This is a genomic window from Kushneria marisflavi (assembly GCF_002157205.1).
In the GTDB taxonomy this organism is placed as follows: Bacteria; Pseudomonadota; Gammaproteobacteria; order Pseudomonadales; family Halomonadaceae; genus Kushneria; species Kushneria marisflavi.
Genome location: NZ_CP021358.1, coordinates 3,603,436 through 3,620,956 on the forward strand (window position 1 = coordinate 3,603,436; position 17,521 = coordinate 3,620,956).

At 49.6% G+C, this 17,521-nt stretch carries 10 protein-coding genes; 5 read left to right on the forward strand and 5 right to left on the reverse strand.

From position 1 onward, the window contains the following. Window positions 1-4: 4 nt before the first annotated feature. The 5 genes from B9H00_RS16455 to B9H00_RS16475 form a co-directional block, all read right to left on the reverse strand. The gene (locus B9H00_RS16455; RefSeq protein ID WP_086901571.1) at window positions 5-1,051 is read right to left on the reverse strand and encodes a hypothetical protein; all 1,047 of its coding nucleotides are present in this window, start codon (window positions 1,049-1,051) and stop codon (window positions 5-7) included. Continuing rightward, entirely contained in the window at window positions 1,051-5,748 is a 4,698-nt protein-coding gene (locus tag B9H00_RS16460) for an O-linked N-acetylglucosamine transferase, SPINDLY family protein (RefSeq protein ID WP_086901572.1), read from the reverse strand. Before B9H00_RS16460 ends, B9H00_RS16455 begins: the two co-directional genes overlap by 1 nt. Window positions 5,749-5,916: 168 nt before the next feature. Beyond that, entirely contained in the window at window positions 5,917-6,819 is a 903-nt protein-coding gene (locus B9H00_RS16465) for a flagellin N-terminal helical domain-containing protein (RefSeq protein WP_157663242.1), read from the reverse strand. Window positions 6,820-7,173: 354 nt separating this feature from the next. Continuing rightward, window positions 7,174-8,076, reverse strand: a complete 903-nt coding sequence (locus tag B9H00_RS16470) for a flagellin N-terminal helical domain-containing protein (protein WP_157663242.1) — start codon at window positions 8,074-8,076, stop codon at window positions 7,174-7,176. A 439-nt stretch (window positions 8,077-8,515) separates the two neighbouring features. Continuing rightward, window positions 8,516-9,418 carry a flagellin N-terminal helical domain-containing protein gene (locus B9H00_RS16475; protein WP_157663242.1) on the reverse strand — a complete coding sequence of 301 codons (903 nt, stop codon included), beginning with the start codon at window positions 9,416-9,418 and terminating at the stop codon, window positions 8,516-8,518. 700 nt (window positions 9,419-10,118) lie between these two features. On the opposite strand from B9H00_RS16475, the gene B9H00_RS16480 reads away from it, so the two are divergent. From B9H00_RS16480 to B9H00_RS16495, 5 genes are all read left to right on the forward strand, one after another. Next, window positions 10,119-10,835 carry an RNA polymerase sigma factor FliA gene (locus tag B9H00_RS16480; protein ID WP_086901573.1) on the forward strand — a complete coding sequence of 239 codons (717 nt, stop codon included), beginning with the start codon at window positions 10,119-10,121 and terminating at the stop codon, window positions 10,833-10,835. Next, complete coding sequence (locus B9H00_RS16850) at window positions 10,835-11,053, forward strand: hypothetical protein (RefSeq protein WP_147376518.1); 219 nt, start codon at window positions 10,835-10,837, stop codon at window positions 11,051-11,053. Before B9H00_RS16480 ends, B9H00_RS16850 begins: the two co-directional genes overlap by 1 nt. 580 nt (window positions 11,054-11,633) lie before the next feature. Beyond that, on the forward strand, window positions 11,634-12,464 hold the full coding sequence (locus B9H00_RS16485) for an AraC family transcriptional regulator (RefSeq protein ID WP_157663243.1): 831 nt from the start codon (window positions 11,634-11,636) through the stop codon (window positions 12,462-12,464). Between the two features lie 348 nt (window positions 12,465-12,812). After that, complete coding sequence (locus B9H00_RS16490; RefSeq protein ID WP_086901575.1) at window positions 12,813-14,096, forward strand: efflux RND transporter periplasmic adaptor subunit; 1,284 nt, start codon at window positions 12,813-12,815, stop codon at window positions 14,094-14,096. Between the two features lie 9 nt (window positions 14,097-14,105). Beyond that, window positions 14,106-17,333, forward strand: coding sequence for an efflux RND transporter permease subunit (locus tag B9H00_RS16495; RefSeq protein ID WP_086901576.1), 3,228 nt, complete (start codon window positions 14,106-14,108; stop codon window positions 17,331-17,333). The last annotated feature ends 188 nt before the right edge of the window (window positions 17,334-17,521 follow it).

The following is a 17,521-nucleotide window of genomic DNA, read 5'->3' on the forward strand; positions in this document are numbered from 1 at the left end:
TCTATCAATTTGTATTAAGGTTTAAAAAGTTATCTTTTAGCTTACTTCCCATGATGCCAGGAAAAGGATGAAGGCCGCTAAGGGGATTTCCAAATGCTTGTTTGTTCCAGTTAAGTAATCTGTAGTGAAATTTTCTTCTTAAGTTAAGTTCTTTATTTAGTTTGCTTTCCATTAATATACTGCCATTCCCTCGAAAGTAAAAGTCTTCGAGCATCATTCCAATCCACCCTAGTCCTGATATTTCAACCCCATCTATTGACTTATTAATAGAGATGTTGTTTTTGTTTTGTGACAAACAGTTTTCAATGGTTAATCCATAGTCATAGCTGTAAGAGTTTTTTTGGGGGTTGTAATGGCTGACTTCTTTTGTTATTTCGCTGCAAATTTTTCTGTAAAGAGTGTAGAAGTCTTTTATTACCCCTTCATGTAAATTCGAAATTTCAGCCTGTTTAACAGGAAAGGGTTTTTGTTTTTCCCTGATGTCTTCGACTTCTTTAAATGCTGGGTATTCTTCCGAATTGGTTTTTACCCCTCCATTAACGGCTAGTTTCAATGAGTGAGAAAAGGAGTGTCCTCGCAATAGAACTCCCTGCAAAGAAATATTTTTTGATAATATTTGCCCGATTAGCTGTATGATTCTGAATTGCATAAATTCTGCTGATATCAATAGGGATTGATGTCTGTTAGGGTATCCTTTATGCATCTGTTTCTTCTTTTCTTTTTGTCTTATGAATAAGAAATCTTTTTCAGGATTTAGAGTAAAATATCCGATTTCTTGAAGTAAGCTTTCATTGAGCAGCATAGGGTCATGAACGAATAGCGTTTTTCCATGCTGATGGTTGCTTGTAAATTTACTGTATCGAGACAGAAATTCATCTCCAAGACAAAACTCATTGTCGAAAACAAAAATTATATCAAGATCAGATATCCCTGGCGTTTTTATGTTACCGTTTCGTATTATCTCTTTTGGTTGAAGAGTGTCAGGAATTTCTCTTTCGATAAAAAGATTAATCTCTTTTAATGCTTCATCGTACTCTTCGATGCCGATCATTATTTAAATGCTCCGTTGATTAGGAAATCAGCTTCTATTTTGTGAGTAATTTCTCTTCTGACAACGTCCTCAAGTATTTCAGAACCTACCTTGGAGAACGTCGTTAAAATGTCTTGCGAAATAAAAACAGGGTGTTTCGGCTGCCTATATTTCCAAATTTCTCTTATTTCAGATGCTTTAGTAAGAGCTTTTTTCTGATTTTTTGTTAATATCTTGTTTATTTTTTTAGTTAGGATGGATCGCTTATCTGAAAAATCATTTGTAATTACTTCATAGTGAAGTAGATTGATCATAAAGAATCTGCTTATTATATTTTTTAGTTCATAAGCGCTTCTTATTTCATTGTTTGTGTCTAAGTTTTTAAAAAATAAGCATAGTTCTGACAGCGTTAAAAAAGCTTCGTCAAGTGAGTTTCTTGGGGTAGATGAAACCTCTATCTCTTTTTTTGAGAAATTAACGCCTTTCGCCAGAACTTTCAAAGGCATATTGGCTTCTGGATAATAGTTTTTAAGATCGAACTCATGGTTAATGAAGCATCCATGATGCCCTAACGGGTCGATATCAAGTATTATTTTGTTGATGTTGGATATTTTTTTGCGCACCCGAGATATACTTTCTTCAGTGGCCAAGGCCTCGTTTTTTATAAATAAAGAAATATCTACATCACTAAATTCCGTATACCTACGATCTGCCATACTTCCATGAAGTATGGCGTCAAAAAGAGTTTCATCCACCTCTTCTTGAATAAGATCAAATTTTTCTTTGTAAGCTTTGTTCCAACTGTAACTATTTATGGACGGTATTTTAAAATTTACCGTTGCCATATCGCTTTGGAGCTTAAGGTCAAATAGTTCTTTAATGTGTTTAAAATTTTCTTTAGAAATATTGTTAATTTTTTTAATTTCTTCAGAGCATGTGTTTTCTGAGGTGACTTTTTTTATTAGAGCTTGCCGTCTAATTTTTTGTATAATGCTTATTTTTCTTTCTTTGTTTGTTTTTGAGGCGTCAAAAAGTTTATCTCTAGTCTCAATTATTTTGTTTTCTATGCTTTTGTGGGTTGAAGCATTTTTATTATGAATATTTCCATATATTGAAAATAGTCTTTTTATTTTTATGTCGTTTTCGCCTTCGGAAATATTTTTATGCCATAGCGTTTCAGCCTGAGTGCTTGGCCAAGTTACAAAACCTATGCGTCCGGTATGTTTGAAGCTATAGCCGTTTAGGCGCGCCATCACGTAAAGCCATATGTCGTCTGCGTCTGAACAGGCTTCTTTGAAGATTGATTCGTTTGATACATCTTTATGGAAGCAGTTTGGCGGATAAAGTACCCCTGCACCACTTGTTGGGAAATTAAGTGCATCTGCATCGAATGCACGAGTTGAATTCCACTCCCACTCCTTATAAGGAAGAATCTCTAATTCCTTGTTCATCTGAATCTTGTGAATCCGGTGTGCGGCAATTTCTTTTTTGCCCGGCTGGGTGGCTTCTACGAGTTCTTCAAGCCAGGTTGGCGGATAATAGATATCATCGTCAGCCGTAGCGATGTAGGCTTCGGGCCATTCTTTAAGTGTTGGCACAATTTTTTTGTAGGATCGAATATCTTCACAGTAGTGAACTTCAAGACCGCTACTAGCCACTAATGACAAAACATTTTCAGGCAACTTTTCCCTATCGTCCTGTGCAATCCATAAAACAACCCGGTCAGGCGCTACCGTTTGGGTCAGTAAACTTTGTAGTGTTGCCCATAGTGTTGAAAAGCGCCCTGGATAAGAAGTGAGGGATACTATTAAATCGCCTGGCAAACCATGAAAGCGTGGTTTGACGGGACGATTAGCCAGCATCATGGCTTGTACCATTGGCTGCCACTGAGTGTCTGCCGACATCAGAGCGCTACCTGCCTCTTTTTCTACGGTATCCAGATATTGCTGCTGTTCAGCAGGGCCAGCCAGCAAAGAACAGGCCGCGTCTTGAAGACCGTAAACAGTGTGGAGGAGGAAGGACAGCTTGGTTGCCTGCCGGTGGTCAAGTGCTGCCATTCTTCCGTGGTCGGGCAGCAGTAGCGCCTGTGCGGAAAGCAATTCAGAAGATGGCTGCCCACTATTGTTCAAGCTCGCCGGCATAAGGCTGCGATGCTTGAGATCATGCAACCGATAGAATCGAAATCCATTATGGCTGGCCCAACGTTGAACTTCGTCCAGATTGGGCTGACGTTCATGTGTGGGTTGAAAGGCCACATTGATTTGAATAAGCAGGCTGGATTTTAATGATTGTTGGCCATGCTCAAGTATGGTCGCGCTGTCGCTCAACTCATCTATTACCAGCCAATCCAGACTTGGCAAGCCATCAATATTATCCAGCGCTACCGTATTGAAGGGGAGTCGCGCCAGCACACGCCGACCATCTGTTTCCGTACTTACGGCCAATGGTTCAAGCAGACTGCTCATGGCAGGATCCAGTGTAGCCTTCAACGTCGTTGACTGACCATCGCCAAGACTATTGTTGGCGTAGTAGTGAATACCTTCCCTGCTCGAAGCTGGATTTTTTGTTTCACGACTGGCTGGATCAAAGACCACCAGTTCAAGAGTTTCCTTGCTCAAAAGCTCTTCGATAACAGGATTGCCCAGCAGGCGAGCGCCGTTATCGATTGCAACAATCTTTCCTTGTAACGGCCAGCTGAAATCAGCTTTTATGTTGTTTTGAAATGAGGGCTGATCGACTTCAACCGCTGTTATGCTGTCTTCAAAATAGGCTTTGCCCTGCTGATCCAGTGTCAGCGCTGCGGCACTGTTGCCTTCACAATAACGTTGCCAGATAGCGCGCATGGCCGTTGAAAAGTGTTTTCCGAATCGCTCAGCATCGCATGTTGGGGATTGAATCAAAAATTGACGCAGACAGGCACGAATGACACTCAGGTTGGGGATATCCGAGGCCAGTTCGACAACACGCTGACGATATTCATCCCAGCTTTGGACCACAAGTTCCGGCATGCCTGCGTTGATTAGGTGAGTCGCCGAGTGCCGGCCTGCAAAGGTGGGCCCGGGCAGTGTGACGACAGGCACGCCCATCATGAAAGCTTCACAGGTCGTGAGCCCGCCCGAATAGGGCCAGGTATCGAGCGCAATATCAACCCGGTTATAGGCATCGAGCAGATCCTTGTGATTTGAAGGACCTTCAAGAATAAGTCGTTCTGCCTCGATGCCATGATTGCCCATAACGCGGTATATACGCTCGCAATATTCTGCGCTTTCGTATTGTCCGCTTTTCAAAAATAGTCGGCTATTGGGTAGCTCATTCATCAGCTTTGCCCATTCGCCTAGCAGTTCAGCATTGATCTTGGCAGGGTTGTTGAAACAACCCAGTGTGATATAGCCATTGCTCATGGCAGGAAGCGCTTTAATAGTAGGGGCGTTTTGGGCTGGAAAATAGCAGATATAATCATTCGGCAGTCGAATAAGCTTTTCGGTGTACCAATCATCGCTACCTTCAGGAGTTTCATGCTGGTCTGATATCAAGTAATCAAAACAGGGTAGGCCCATGGTATTGATTAGACCGCCAACCCATTTGACGATGAGTGGGGCAGGTTTAAGCGACATGGTCCGAAGCCGGCTCCCTTCCCCAAAGCCTGAAAGGTCGATCAGGATATCGATGCCGTCCTGATAAATACGCTCAGCCAGTGCGGTTTGATCAAGATGGCGTACCAAGTTCCATCGTGTAGCAACCTGCTTAAGTCGCTGAGTTAAAACATCATCTGCGTTATTGGTGCTGTAAAAATGAAGCTCAAAATCCGGCTGAAGATTTTCAAAGCCTGTCAGCACCATCTGACCAACCGGATGCATGCGAAACCCTGGTGATACCAGTCCGATACGAATGGTTTTGGTAGCGTCCGATAGGGCAGGCTGATGCGTAAACGCTGTTACCTCCTGATTGAAATGACTTTCCCATTCGCGAATAGTTCTGAAGATTTTTTCTGCGCTAACTTCAGGGTTGTAATGCATGCAAACCAGTAGGTTAGAAAAAGCAGTGTCGAAGTCCGGTTCCAGCGATAGCGCCTTGCGGAAAGCAGTCTCTGCTTCGTCAAACTGGCCAAGGTCTTTATAAAGATTGCCTATTTCGTTTTGGACAAAAGCGTTATCAGGTTCGCTTTTTAGCAATTCTGAAACAGTGTCGAAGGCTTTTTGATAATGGCGGCGCTTGGTATAAATATGACCTCGAATAAATAGGCAGGAATTAATACTATACCCTAGTGATTCAGCTTTTAATGCATGTTCAAGAGCATCGTCGTCTTGATCACTCTCAGTTAAAATTTCTGCAAAGGTGAAATGCCCTTGAGAAAAATTGGGCTCAAGTTTGATTGCTTTCTCTGCAAACTCTAGGGCCGCTAATGGTTCGCCAAGGTCATACCAGACTCGCGCCATAATGTGTTGAGTTTGGGCATCCTCAGCGTTGAGTTTGAGTGATTGCTCCAGTGCTTCCTTTGCGGATTCGATATCCCCATTTTTATGTAAACAACTACCCAATACTTTCCATCCGAAAGCGTCCTTTGGGTAACGCTGGGTCAGGGTCTCTGCGTAACGCTGAGCTTGGGCAAAATCATTGACGTTATAAAACGTCAGAAACTGTTTCTGCTCTTCCGGCGTGGCTGCTCTGAAAATGGGCTTTTTGCTTTTTTGGATCTGCCGCAGTTTACGCTTGCTCATGGAATGACTGACCTAGCTGAGAAAGTAGATATCTGCTGATTCTAGAGACTCTCTATATTGGTCAAAGCATGAATAGCGCATCCAGAAGGGGGCTAATCGTGACAGCAGATAGACCGGAACAGAAAAGGGCCGGCATAAGCCGGCCCTTTCCATTTGTTTCTGAAACCGTTAACGCAGCAGGGAGAGCACGCCCTGCGTGGTCTGGTTGGCCTGCGCCAGTACCGAGGTACCGGCCTGTTGCAAAATCTGCGCCTTGGACATGTTCGATACTTCGGTCGCGTAGTCGGCGTCCTCAATGCGAGAACGGGCAGCGCTCAGGTTAGTCGAGGTAGTGTTGATGTTTTCAATGGCCGACTCGAAACGGTTCTGAACGGCACCCAGATCGCTGCGATTGTTGTCGACTGACTTCAGCTTGTCATCCAGAGTTTGCAGAGCCCCGGAGCTCAAGACATCAAAGCCCTGGGTTTCAACTTTCCGATCAGCTGCAGTGATGTTGGCATTGCCAGCTCCGCTGGATGCGGTAGTCGTGTACATGTTCCAGCCTGATCCTCCAGTGCTGCCTACGGCACCTTCGGACTGACCGATTTTGATGCTGATGGTTTCGCCATCGTTAGCGCCGACCTGAATGCTGAAGGAAGTACCAGTACTGCCCGCACTAAAGACATCCGTACCATTGAAAGAAGTATCGGTAGTCACGCGGTTGATCTCTTCCAGACGCTGGTTGACTTCCTTCTGGATGGAGTCGATGTCGCTGGCAGAGTTGGTACCGTTCTGGGCCTGAACGGTCAGTTCACGAATACGCTGCAGGTTGTCGTTGACCTGATCGAGTGCACCTTCGGCCGTCTGGGCCAGTGAGATGCCGTCGTTGGCATTGCGGCTGGCCTGATTCAGACCGGTGACCTGTGAGGTCATGCGGTTGGCGATCGCCTGACCGGCGGCATCATCCTTGGCACTGTTGATGCGTGAACCGGAGGACAGACGCTCGATGGCGCTGTTCAGGGAGTTCTGTGACTTGTTCAGGTTTTGCTGAGCGGTCAGCGACAGGGTGTTGGTATTGACGACCATTGCCATGTTTGCGATTTCCTATACGTGTTCTAAAAGGAAGCGGCTCTGTGAGCCTGTCTTTCGCGGCACCTGCCGCCTGATGCAGTTATCGGTGCTGCGTGATCATTTCTTTAGGCGCTTCCGGAAAGTTTTGTACCTTCCCGGTTAAGGTGATTTCTATTCGGGATCACCCATCCCTGCACACTGCCTGAGCAGTTCATCGTGCTTGCAAACCTATTAACGACAAGAGAGAGAAAACGCTTGAGTACAAACGCTAAAAATTTTGGCTTTTCAATTTTTAAGGGAAACGAAAGAGAGGGTGATCGGGAACAAAAAAAGCCGGCATAAGCCGGCTTTTTCACTGATCTACTTAAGGCGCCATTAACGCAGCAGGGAGAGAACGCCCTGCGTGGTCTGGTTGGCCTGCGCCAGTACCGAGGTACCGGCCTGTTGCAAAATCTGCGCCTTGGACATGTTCGATACTTCGGTCGCGTAGTCGGCGTCCTCAATGCGAGAACGGGCAGCGCTCAGGTTAGTCGAGGTAGTGTTGATGTTTTCAATGGCCGACTCGAAACGGTTCTGAACGGCACCCAGATCGCTGCGATTGTTGTCGACTGACTTCAGCTTGTCATCCAGAGTTTGCAGAGCCCCGGAGCTCAAGACATCAAAGCCCTGGGTTTCAACTTTCCGATCAGCTGCAGTGATGTTGGCATTGCCAGCTCCGCTGGATGCGGTAGTCGTGTACATGTTCCAGCCTGATCCTCCAGTGCTGCCTACGGCACCTTCGGACTGACCGATTTTGATGCTGATGGTTTCGCCATCGTTAGCGCCGACCTGAATGCTGAAGGAAGTACCAGTACTGCCCGCACTAAAGACATCCGTACCATTGAAAGAAGTATCGGTAGTCACGCGGTTGATTTCTTCCAGACGCTGGTTGACTTCCTTCTGGATGGAGTCGATGTCGCTGGCAGAGTTGGTACCGTTCTGGGCCTGAACGGTCAGTTCACGAATACGCTGCAGGTTGTCGTTGACCTGATCGAGTGCACCTTCGGCCGTCTGGGCCAGTGAGATGCCGTCGTTGGCATTGCGGCTGGCCTGATTCAGACCGGTGACCTGTGAGGTCATGCGGTTGGCGATCGCCTGACCGGCGGCATCATCCTTGGCACTGTTGATGCGTGAACCGGAGGACAGACGCTCGATGGCGCTGTTCAGGGAGTTCTGTGACTTGTTCAGGTTTTGCTGAGCGGTCAGCGACAGGGTGTTGGTATTGACGACCATTGCCATGTTTGCGATTTCCTATACGTGTTCTAAAAGGAAGCGGCTCTGTGAGCCTGTCTTTCGCGGCACTTGCCGCCTGATGCAGTTATCGGTACTGCGTGATCTTTTCTTTAGCTGTTTCAGGAATTTTTGCTCTTCCTGATGAAGTGGTTACAGCTTGGGTCCACTTGTTCCTGCACGCTGCGTAACAGGGTCACCGTGCTTGTAACTTCATTAACGGCTCAAAGCAGGAATTGCTTTAGTTCCAAGGATTGATTTTTGCTGACGGTTTTCGACAAGTGGTTTAGCTGTGCTGAGGCAATGGGCAAGTCATAAAAGGCCGGAGCGCACAAAAGAAGGAGGAGATAAAGGGGGCACCGGCAAATAAAAAGCCCTGAAGTGCTACCATCAGACAAAAAGAAAAGGGCCGGCATGAGCCGGCCCTTTCCATTTGTTTCTGAAACCGTTAACGCAGCAGGGAGAGCACGCCCTGCGTGGTCTGGTTGGCCTGCGCCAGTACCGAGGTACCGGCCTGTTGCAAAATCTGCGCCTTGGACATGTTCGATACTTCGGTCGCGTAGTCGGCGTCCTCAATGCGAGAACGGGCAGCGCTCAGGTTAGTCGAGGTAGTGTTGATGTTTTCAATGGCCGACTCGAAACGGTTCTGAACGGCACCCAGATCGCTGCGATTGTTGTCGACTGACTTCAGCTTGTCATCCAGAGTTTGCAGAGCCCCGGAGCTCAAGACATCAAAGCCCTGGGTTTCAACTTTCCGATCAGCTGCAGTGATGTTGGCATTGCCAGCTCCGCTGGATGCGGTAGTCGTGTACATGTTCCAGCCTGATCCTCCAGTGCTGCCTACGGCACCTTCGGACTGACCGATTTTGATGCTGATGGTTTCGCCATCGTTAGCGCCGACCTGAATGCTGAAGGAAGTACCAGTACTGCCCGCACTAAAGACATCCGTACCATTGAAAGAAGTATCGGTAGTCACGCGGTTGATCTCTTCCAGACGCTGGTTGACTTCCTTCTGGATGGAGTCGATGTCGCTGGCAGAGTTGGTGCCGTTCTGGGCCTGAACGGTCAGTTCACGAATGCGCTGCAGGTTGTCGTTGACCTGATCGAGTGCACCTTCGGCCGTCTGGGCCAGTGAGATGCCGTCGTTGGCATTGCGGCTGGCCTGATTCAGACCGGTGACCTGTGAGGTCATGCGGTTGGCGATCGCCTGACCGGCGGCATCATCCTTGGCACTGTTGATGCGTGAACCGGAGGACAGACGCTCGATGGCGCTGTTCAGGGAGTTCTGTGACTTGTTCAGGTTTTGCTGAGCGGTCAGCGACAGGGTGTTGGTATTGACGACCATTGCCATGTTTGCGATTTCCTATACGTGTTCTAAAAGGAAGCGGCTCTGTGAGCCTGTCTTTCGCGGCACCTGCCGCCTGATGCAGTTATCGGTGCTGCGTGATCATTTCTTTAGGCGCTTCCGGAAAGTTTTGTACCTTCCCGGTTAAGGTGATTTCTATTCGGGATCACCCATCCCTGCACACTGCCTGAGCAGTTCATCGTGCTTGCAGGATCATTAACGACGCTTTCGAGAAAACGCTTTAGCCCTAAAACAAATGTCTTTCATTAATGCCATTGTCTATCAATTTATTTTGTTTTTAACGCATTGATAGAAGTGTGTTTTTAATTTAAGAGCGCAAATGCCGTTTTTTGCGGTGCGATGGGAGACAGCAGTAATTTCTTGAACTCGCGGCTTTCATGAAAAGCTGATAGACAATTTCTGTTTGCACTCAAGGCCACCTGCCAGAGGTGTGTTAAAGGCAGGTGATGGCTCCGAGCTGGTCACTTCATGGGCAAGAAAAAGGTGTGAAACAGGTGTGTGCGAGATGGTGGGGATAAACGGTAACCCGGGTGTTGCTAGAGCCATAACGCCAATCCCTAAAGAAAGCCGTACTTTTTATGGCTCTTTTTCCGATCGTTTTTGCCTTGTCCTGTCAATAATGTGTTCACAAGACAGGCTGGGCGCATCGTGTGCCCCCTCATCAAACGGATTTCAGGATATGGGCATGTATACGGCTCAAGGCAGGATCGATCAGAGGCAGCTGCTGGACGACTATATGCCACTGGTTCGACGTCAGGCACTTTCGATGCAGGTTCGTCTGCCGGCCAGTGTGGAGCTGGATGATCTGATACAGGCAGGTATGCTGGGGCTTCTGGACGCCTTCAAGCGCTTTGATGCCGATCAGGGGGCAGCGTTCTCGACCTATGCATCGCAGCGGGTTCGTGGTGCCATGATTGATGAGCTTCGCTCTCGCGACTGGTTGCCGCGCAGTGTGAGACGCAGCGCGCGTGATATTGACCGCGCGATCTGGAAGCTTGAGCAGCGAGATGGGCGGGCGCCCACCGAGCGTGAGGTGGCCTCTGAGCTGGGTATCGAACTGCGTGAGTATCAGCAGGTGCTGAGTGATACCAATAACGGCTTTTTAATGACTTATGAGGATGCCAGCTCTGATGAGGCGGAAGCATCGCGTCTGTCCGAAGATGTCGAATCCTCGCTTGATCCTCATGATGTCTGGATTGCAGGTGCCGAACGCCATGAACTGATGGCAGCCATTGAAGCGCTGCCCGAGCGGGAAAAGCTGATGATGGCGCTTTATTATCAGGAAGAGCTGAATCTCAAGGAGATCGGAGCGGTCATGGGGGTGAGCGAATCTCGTGTCTGCCAGCTTCATGGTCAGGCGGTGGCCAGGCTTCGATCAGCACTGGTGAACAGTAATGATTGATGGTTTTTGATTCTGTCAAGTCACCCATATTTGTTCAGGCGCCTAAATCGGCGCCTTTTTTTGCTTTTGAATCTGGTCATGATCCATCAGGGACAGGTGCTGATGATATAAAAATCGCTCGTGCAATTTGCTATCTCACCATAAAAAAAATTGATGTTTTATGGATGGCATTGCCAGAACGAATCGGCATACGCAAACCTGCATTAGTTGTTACCTAATGAAACATTTCATTGCAATCAATGGCTTGCAGCTTTCGAAAGTTCGTATGACCAAAGAATGGGTATGTCATTGATGCTTCTTTCATTGTTCACACTATTGTCATCCATATGGCTGTTAAAGCCTGATCTCGTCGAATGATTGATGCTGAAAAAAGCTGGTCAAACATGGCTTATCTGAGCGCTCGCATTAGAAAACTAATACTATTTAAAATATTTGGTATTATTAAATTAATATCAAAGCTTCTTTTTTATTGTTTTTCGTAGTTCTGGAGAGTTTAGCTTTTAACTGCCTGGTTAATGTATCAAAGCGCGATTTTAATAATCTTTGCCAGTTTCATACTTTACTTGATCAGCCCTTCCCTTATTCTGCGTACAACTTTCAGCGAGTCAGCACTGAAATATTGTCGTCATGCAAACAGCAGGTTATGCAGCACCGACCCACGACAATATCCGTGACTCCCTGAAAAAAGATTACTGAACTGAAGACATCGATGCTGCAAACGCCGCGCTCTCCAGTTTGATGATTCTGACGCACAGATGCGTCGTGCCATATATAAGCGTTATTGCCGAGGGAATGGATATGATGATGGATAGCAGAGAATTTGACGTTGCCGCGACTGAAGTCATTCTTCACGAGCACACCAATATCTTGATGCCCATGACGCTGGTTGCCCAGCAGGTTGGTCTGTCCTGCTCGCATCTAAGGCGTAAATTCAAGCAATCCTTCGGCGTAACGCCTACTGATTATCACGCAGCCATTCGTCTCGACCGTGCAGCCATGCTGCTGATCTATACCCGCAAGTCGATCATGGAGGTCGCGCTGGAGTGTGGCTATCAGGATCATGCCGCCTTTAGCCGTGTTTTCCGCCGCCACTTCGGTAGTTCTCCCCGTGGCTACCGCGAAAGCATGCGTATGGAAATTGCCACCAACGGCCTGGTGCGTGATGACGCTACACCGGTCAACGTGGTCGAGCACGACGAAGAGCATTTCCTGGTCATGCGCTCCTTTGGCGAAGACAAGAACAGTGAAGAGAGCCTGCGTCAGATGCTGCTGGCCATGTCCCCTCAGCATGCCAAGGAATCCATCGTTGAATCGGTCTGCTTCTATTACGATGATCCCAACATCACGCCGGCGCATCGCATGCGCAAGGATGTAGGCTATCGCATGACAAAGCGCGCGACTTGGAATCCGCCGCTGCCGCTACGCTGGGTTACCGTGCCCGCCGGTCGTTCAATGAGCGCGACACTTGGCAGTGAAAAGGATCGTGAGCAATGCTTCAAGCATATGGCGATTCGCTGGGCGCAGGAACACAACGAGCAGATTCGTGTCGATCATTCTCGCGTTATCTATCATGAAGGCATGCGCGATGCCGGCATGAAGAGTCTTGAACTGCGCGTGCCGCTCGACTGAAATTGTTGATCAGCATGAGCTAAAAAACCCCGCCCAAGCGGGGTTTTTTTATTGCACTGTTTCCGGGCCTGACATCGGGCAAAGCGGGATAACGCGGCTACTTTCTATAGGCGCGGCCGTTTAGTATGGCCAGAAAGCGCGCCATCCAGCGATCGCTTCTGATAAAAGCAGAGGAGACCTTCATGCTGGTTGGGAAGCATCGAGACATAATGTTGTCCAACGTGAATTTACATACATACAGGAATGCATCTAAACTGGCTTCCATTCTTCTTGATCCAACGGCGCCTGTATTGACCATACCTTGTCAAAGGTGTGCGCTGACCACTATATAAAGACGGAAATTAATAAATGAATCAGAATCTTGCCAGAAGGATTCAGGGATGGGGGCTGGTGGGTGTCATTTCCCTGCTGCTCACGGCATGCGGGGGGAGTGAAGAAAGCCAGAGCAGTGGCCAGCAGCAGGAAAAACCACCCAGAGAGGCGCAGGTACAGACTCTTGATCCCTTCGACCTGGAAATGAACAAGACCTATCCTGCCATGGTGCGCAGCGACCAGTCGGTCAATATTGTGGCACGCGTGGATGGCTACCTGGAGTCACAGCACTACAAGCCGGGTGATGTCGTGGAGAAGGGGGATCTTTTATTTACCATTGAAAAGGCACCCTATAAGGCAGCTGTTGAGCAATCCCGCGCCGACCTGCAAAGCGCCCGAGCCAATTACAATGAAGCTCAGCGTGACTACGAGCGCTACCAGCGACTCTACCAGAATGGCTCGATCAGTCAGCAGCAGCGCGATCAGGCCCTTAACAAGCGTGAAACCACCAAGGCAGCTGTCGCTCAGGCCAATGCTGCGCTTGATAGTGCCCAGATCAATTTGAACTATACCGATGTGACGGCCCCGGTCAGTGGTCAGGTCAGTCTCAATGAGGTCAATGTCGGCAACTATGTACCGATGCAGACCGAGCTTGCCGAAGTCACGCCCGTAGACCCGCTTGAAGTGCGCTTTTCACTGCCGCAGGAAGATGCCTTTGCCCTGCGTCGTCAGCGCCAGATGGAAAATGCTCCGGGTGTCAATGTGGCACTTGATTTCCCTTATGCCGGTGACAGTGGTACCACCGATACCACCCTCAAGGGAGATCTGGATTTTCTGGGCTCTCGCGTCGATGAATCCACCAGTACCGTTCAGGCCAGAGCCATCTTTGCCAACCCGCAGGGCCTGTTCCTGCCGGGTCAGTTTGTAAGAGTCCAGCTTGAAAACCTGATGCGCTTTCATGTGCTGGCCGTACCCGAAGTGGCCGTTACCGAAGGTCTCAAGGGCCCACAGGTCTACGTGCTTGACGATGACAACAAGGTTCAGAGTCGCTTTATCACCATGGGTGAACAGTCACGTGGCTGGGTGATCGTTTCTGAAGGACTCAAGCCTGGCGAGCGAGTCGTGGTCAGTGCCATTGGCAGCCTCTCTGCGGGTGATCGAGTCGATCCGCAGCCCTTTGATGGCAATACTGACGAAACCCCGGGAGACCCTTCCGGCAAGGATGCCAACGGTGCCAGCAAGACTCCGGGACAGGGCACCAGCGTCAGCGGCGAATCTCAACAGACCACTGCTGACGAGCGCAGCAACAACCAGGGGTAAGCCGAGTCGATGAATATATCGAGCTTTTTCATCAATCGGCCGATCTTTGCGACCGTCATCTCGATCATCATCACGTTGATCGGGTTCATGTCGGTCAGAGGATTGGCAATCGAGCAGTATCCGCAGGTTGTACCGCCCAGCGTTTCGGTGAGCGCAAGCTTTCCCGGTGCTGATGCACAGACGTTGTCGGACACGGTGGCGTCCACGCTTACCGAGGAAATCAACGGCGTCCAGAACATGATCTACATCACGTCCACCAGCGCCGACAGTGGACAGATGAGCATGCAGGTCTATTTCCGGATCGGAACCGACCCGGACCAGGCCACCATCGACGTCAATAACCGGGTACAGCGCGCCCTGTCACAGCTGCCCAGCGAAGTGCAGAGTCAGGGTGTCACCGTTGAGCAGCAGTCCAGCAGCATCCTGTTGTTCCTGGCGCTGTACTCGCCCAATAATGAATACGATCGCCTGTTCCTGAATAACTACGCCAACATCAACATCCTTGATGAAATCAGGCGTCTGCCGGGCGTGGGTAATGCCGAAGTACTGGGCAATCAGGACTTCGCAATGCGCATCTGGATCAATCCGGACAAGCTGGCCCAGTATGATCTGACGCCTGCCGAAGTCTCCTCCGCCATCCGGGCGCAAAATACGGTGGTGTCTGCCGGTAAGCTCAATGGGGCACCTCAGCGTCATCCGGGCGCCTATACTTACACAGTGACCACACAGGGTCGTCTGGAGTCTGCCGAGCAGTTTCGCAATATTATCCTGCGTACCAATGAAGACGGCTCATCGCTGAAGCTCAGTGACGTTGCCCGCGTTGAGCTGGGGTCTTCAAGTTATGGTGTCATCGGGCGTGTCAATGGTGCACCCATTGCGCCCATCGCGATCTATCAGCAGCCGGGTGCCAACGCACTGGATGTTGCTGAAGAGGTTAAAACCACGCTTGCTGACATGAAAAAGCGCTTTCCGGCGGGACTTGATTACGTCATTCCCTACGACACAACGCTCTTCATTGATGCCTCCATCGAGTCGGTTACGCATACCTTTATCGAAGCACTGATACTGGTAGCCATTATTGTCTTTGTGTTCCTGCAGAACTGGCGCTCGACACTGGTGGCGATGTCCGTGGTACCCATTTCGGTGGTCGGAACCTTTGGCGGGATGTATCTGTTGGACTTCTCGATCAACCTGCTATCGCTGTTCGGGATGATACTGGCCATCGGGATCGTGGTGGACGATGCCATCGTGGTGATCGAGAACATCGAACGCATACTCGAGGAAGAGCCTGATATCACACCCTTGAATGCGGCCTTCAAGGCGATGAAGGAAGTTACCGGACCGGTTCTGGCGACCTCGTTTATCATGGCAGCAGTGTTTATTCCGGTAGCGTTTATCTCCGGCATGACCGGTCAGATGTATCGACAGTTTGCGATTACCATTGCGATTTCCGTCGGGATTTCAGCCTTGGTCGCGCTGTCGTTTACTCCAGCCATCAGTGCGATCTTCATCAAGCGTCACAAGGATGGCAACGAACCCGGCTGGCTGCGCGCGATCAAAAAGCCCTTTGTCTGGTTCAACAAGGGGTTCGACAAGGTCACCAATGTCTTTCTGGCCTGTGTCGGATTTTTGATCCGCCATGTCATCATCACTCTGGCGCTGTTTATCGGCTGTGGTGTGCTCTCCTGGTGGCTCTATTCCCAGCTGCCCCAGGGACTAATTCCGACCACCGATCAGGGCATCGTAATTTCAGCCGTGTCGTTGCCGGATGGATCTTCCGTCGAGCGTACCGATGAGTACATGCAGAAGCTCTCAAAGCAGCTTGAAAGCATTGATGCCGTCGAGTATGTCACTTCGATACCCGGATACGACCTGGTATCTGGGGCGGCCAATACCGCCAAGGGCACCATGTTCATCTCCATGAAGCCATGGTCGCAGCGTGACATCACAGCTGATCAGTTGATCGGTACGGTCATGCAAAAGGGAGCAGGTATCTCCGGTGGCCAGACAATGGCTTTCAATCTGCCGCCCATTATCGGGCTGTCGCCTACCGGCGGACTAACCGGCTATCTGCAGACACTGGGTGGCGCGGGTCCTGGAGAGCTCTATCAGGCGACGCTCAAGATCATGCAGGCGGCCAACAAGGATCCGGCCATTGCACAGGCCTTCAGCACGCTTAATACCACGGTGCCGACCTATCATATCGAGGTGGATCGACAGAAGGCGCAAAGTCTTGGTGTCAATCTGAGTGATCTCAACACCACGCTCTCCAGTACCTTTGGTACCTCCTTTGTGAACTATTTCACACGCCAGAGCCGTAATTTTCAGGTCTATCTGCAGTCAGAGGATGAGTTCCGCAAGTCACCGGAAGATCTGAACAAGGTCTATGTTCGTGGTGGTGAGGGGCAGCGTATTCCGCTCTCGACATTGGTGACGATGACCCGTCAGCAGGCACCCACCACGCTGGATCGCTATAACGTCTACCCGGCCGCCAAGTTCCAGATTGCTGCTGCGCCCGGTTACAGTAACGGTCAGGCGATGGATGCCGTACAACGGATCGTGCAGGAGGAACTGGGCAGCGAATACTCCATGGGCTGGACGGGTGAGGCCTATCAGCAGGAGAACGCGGGCAACGCGGCCACGATTGCCATTGTCTTCGGGATCATCATGGTCTTTTTGATTCTGGCGGCTCAGTACGAAAGCTGGACATTGCCGCTGGCGGTCATCGCTGCCGTGCCCTTTGCTTTCCTGGGATCGGTGTTTGCTGTCTGGTTGCGCCATTTTGATACCAGCGTTTATCTCCAGGTCGGCCTGCTGGTCGTAGTGGGACTTGCTGCAAAAAATGCCATTTTGATCGTGGAATTTGCGCAGCAACAGCGCGCCCGTGAAGGGCTATCGATCGTGGAGGCCGCCAAGCATGCAGCGCTGCAGCGTTTCCGTCCGATCGTCATGACATCGCTTGCCTTCATTGGCGGTACGCTGCCACTGGCGTTGGCAAGTGGTGCCAGCGAAGCAAGCCGACATCACATCGGTACACCTGTAGTGGGTGGCATGATCACCATTACGATCCTTGCAAGCCTGTTTGTGCCGGCGACCTACGTGTTCATCATGCAGGGATCACAATGGGCCAGTCGCAAGCTGGGCATTGGTCAAAAGCAGGAAGAAGAGCAGGGTAATACGGCGCAAGCCTCTACCGGACGCTCAACATCTGCATCCGATGACGATCGTCGAAGCTAGGCGACACTGTTGTTCATCGAAGGCCGCACCTATGGGTGCGGCCTTTTTTTTGCCACTGCAGGCACCCATGATGGCCTGGACGAAAGTGATTACCCGCAGGTCTCCGGTCTCGCAGTATTATCAAACTGCTGAAAACGCCTGCGACCGAGATAATGCGTTATCGTTTTTTGAACGGCCTCAAGGCGCTC

Coding starts and splice junctions, on each gene's coding strand:
- B9H00_RS16455 (WP_086901571.1), bottom strand. CDS start 1,051: ATGATCGGCATCGAAGAGTACGATGAAGCATTAAAAGAGATTAATCTT.
- B9H00_RS16460 (WP_086901572.1), bottom strand. CDS start 5,748: ATGAGCAAGCGTAAACTGCGGCAGATCCAAAAAAGCAAAAAGCCCATT.
- B9H00_RS16465 (WP_157663242.1), bottom strand. CDS start 6,819: ATGGCAATGGTCGTCAATACCAACACCCTGTCGCTGACCGCTCAGCAA.
- B9H00_RS16470 (WP_157663242.1), bottom strand. CDS start 8,076: ATGGCAATGGTCGTCAATACCAACACCCTGTCGCTGACCGCTCAGCAA.
- B9H00_RS16475 (WP_157663242.1), bottom strand. CDS start 9,418: ATGGCAATGGTCGTCAATACCAACACCCTGTCGCTGACCGCTCAGCAA.
- B9H00_RS16480 (WP_086901573.1), top strand. CDS start 10,119: ATGTATACGGCTCAAGGCAGGATCGATCAGAGGCAGCTGCTGGACGAC.
- B9H00_RS16850 (WP_147376518.1), top strand. CDS start 10,835: ATGGTTTTTGATTCTGTCAAGTCACCCATATTTGTTCAGGCGCCTAAA.
- B9H00_RS16485 (WP_157663243.1), top strand. CDS start 11,634: ATGATGATGGATAGCAGAGAATTTGACGTTGCCGCGACTGAAGTCATT.
- B9H00_RS16490 (WP_086901575.1), top strand. CDS start 12,813: ATGAATCAGAATCTTGCCAGAAGGATTCAGGGATGGGGGCTGGTGGGT.
- B9H00_RS16495 (WP_086901576.1), top strand. CDS start 14,106: ATGAATATATCGAGCTTTTTCATCAATCGGCCGATCTTTGCGACCGTC.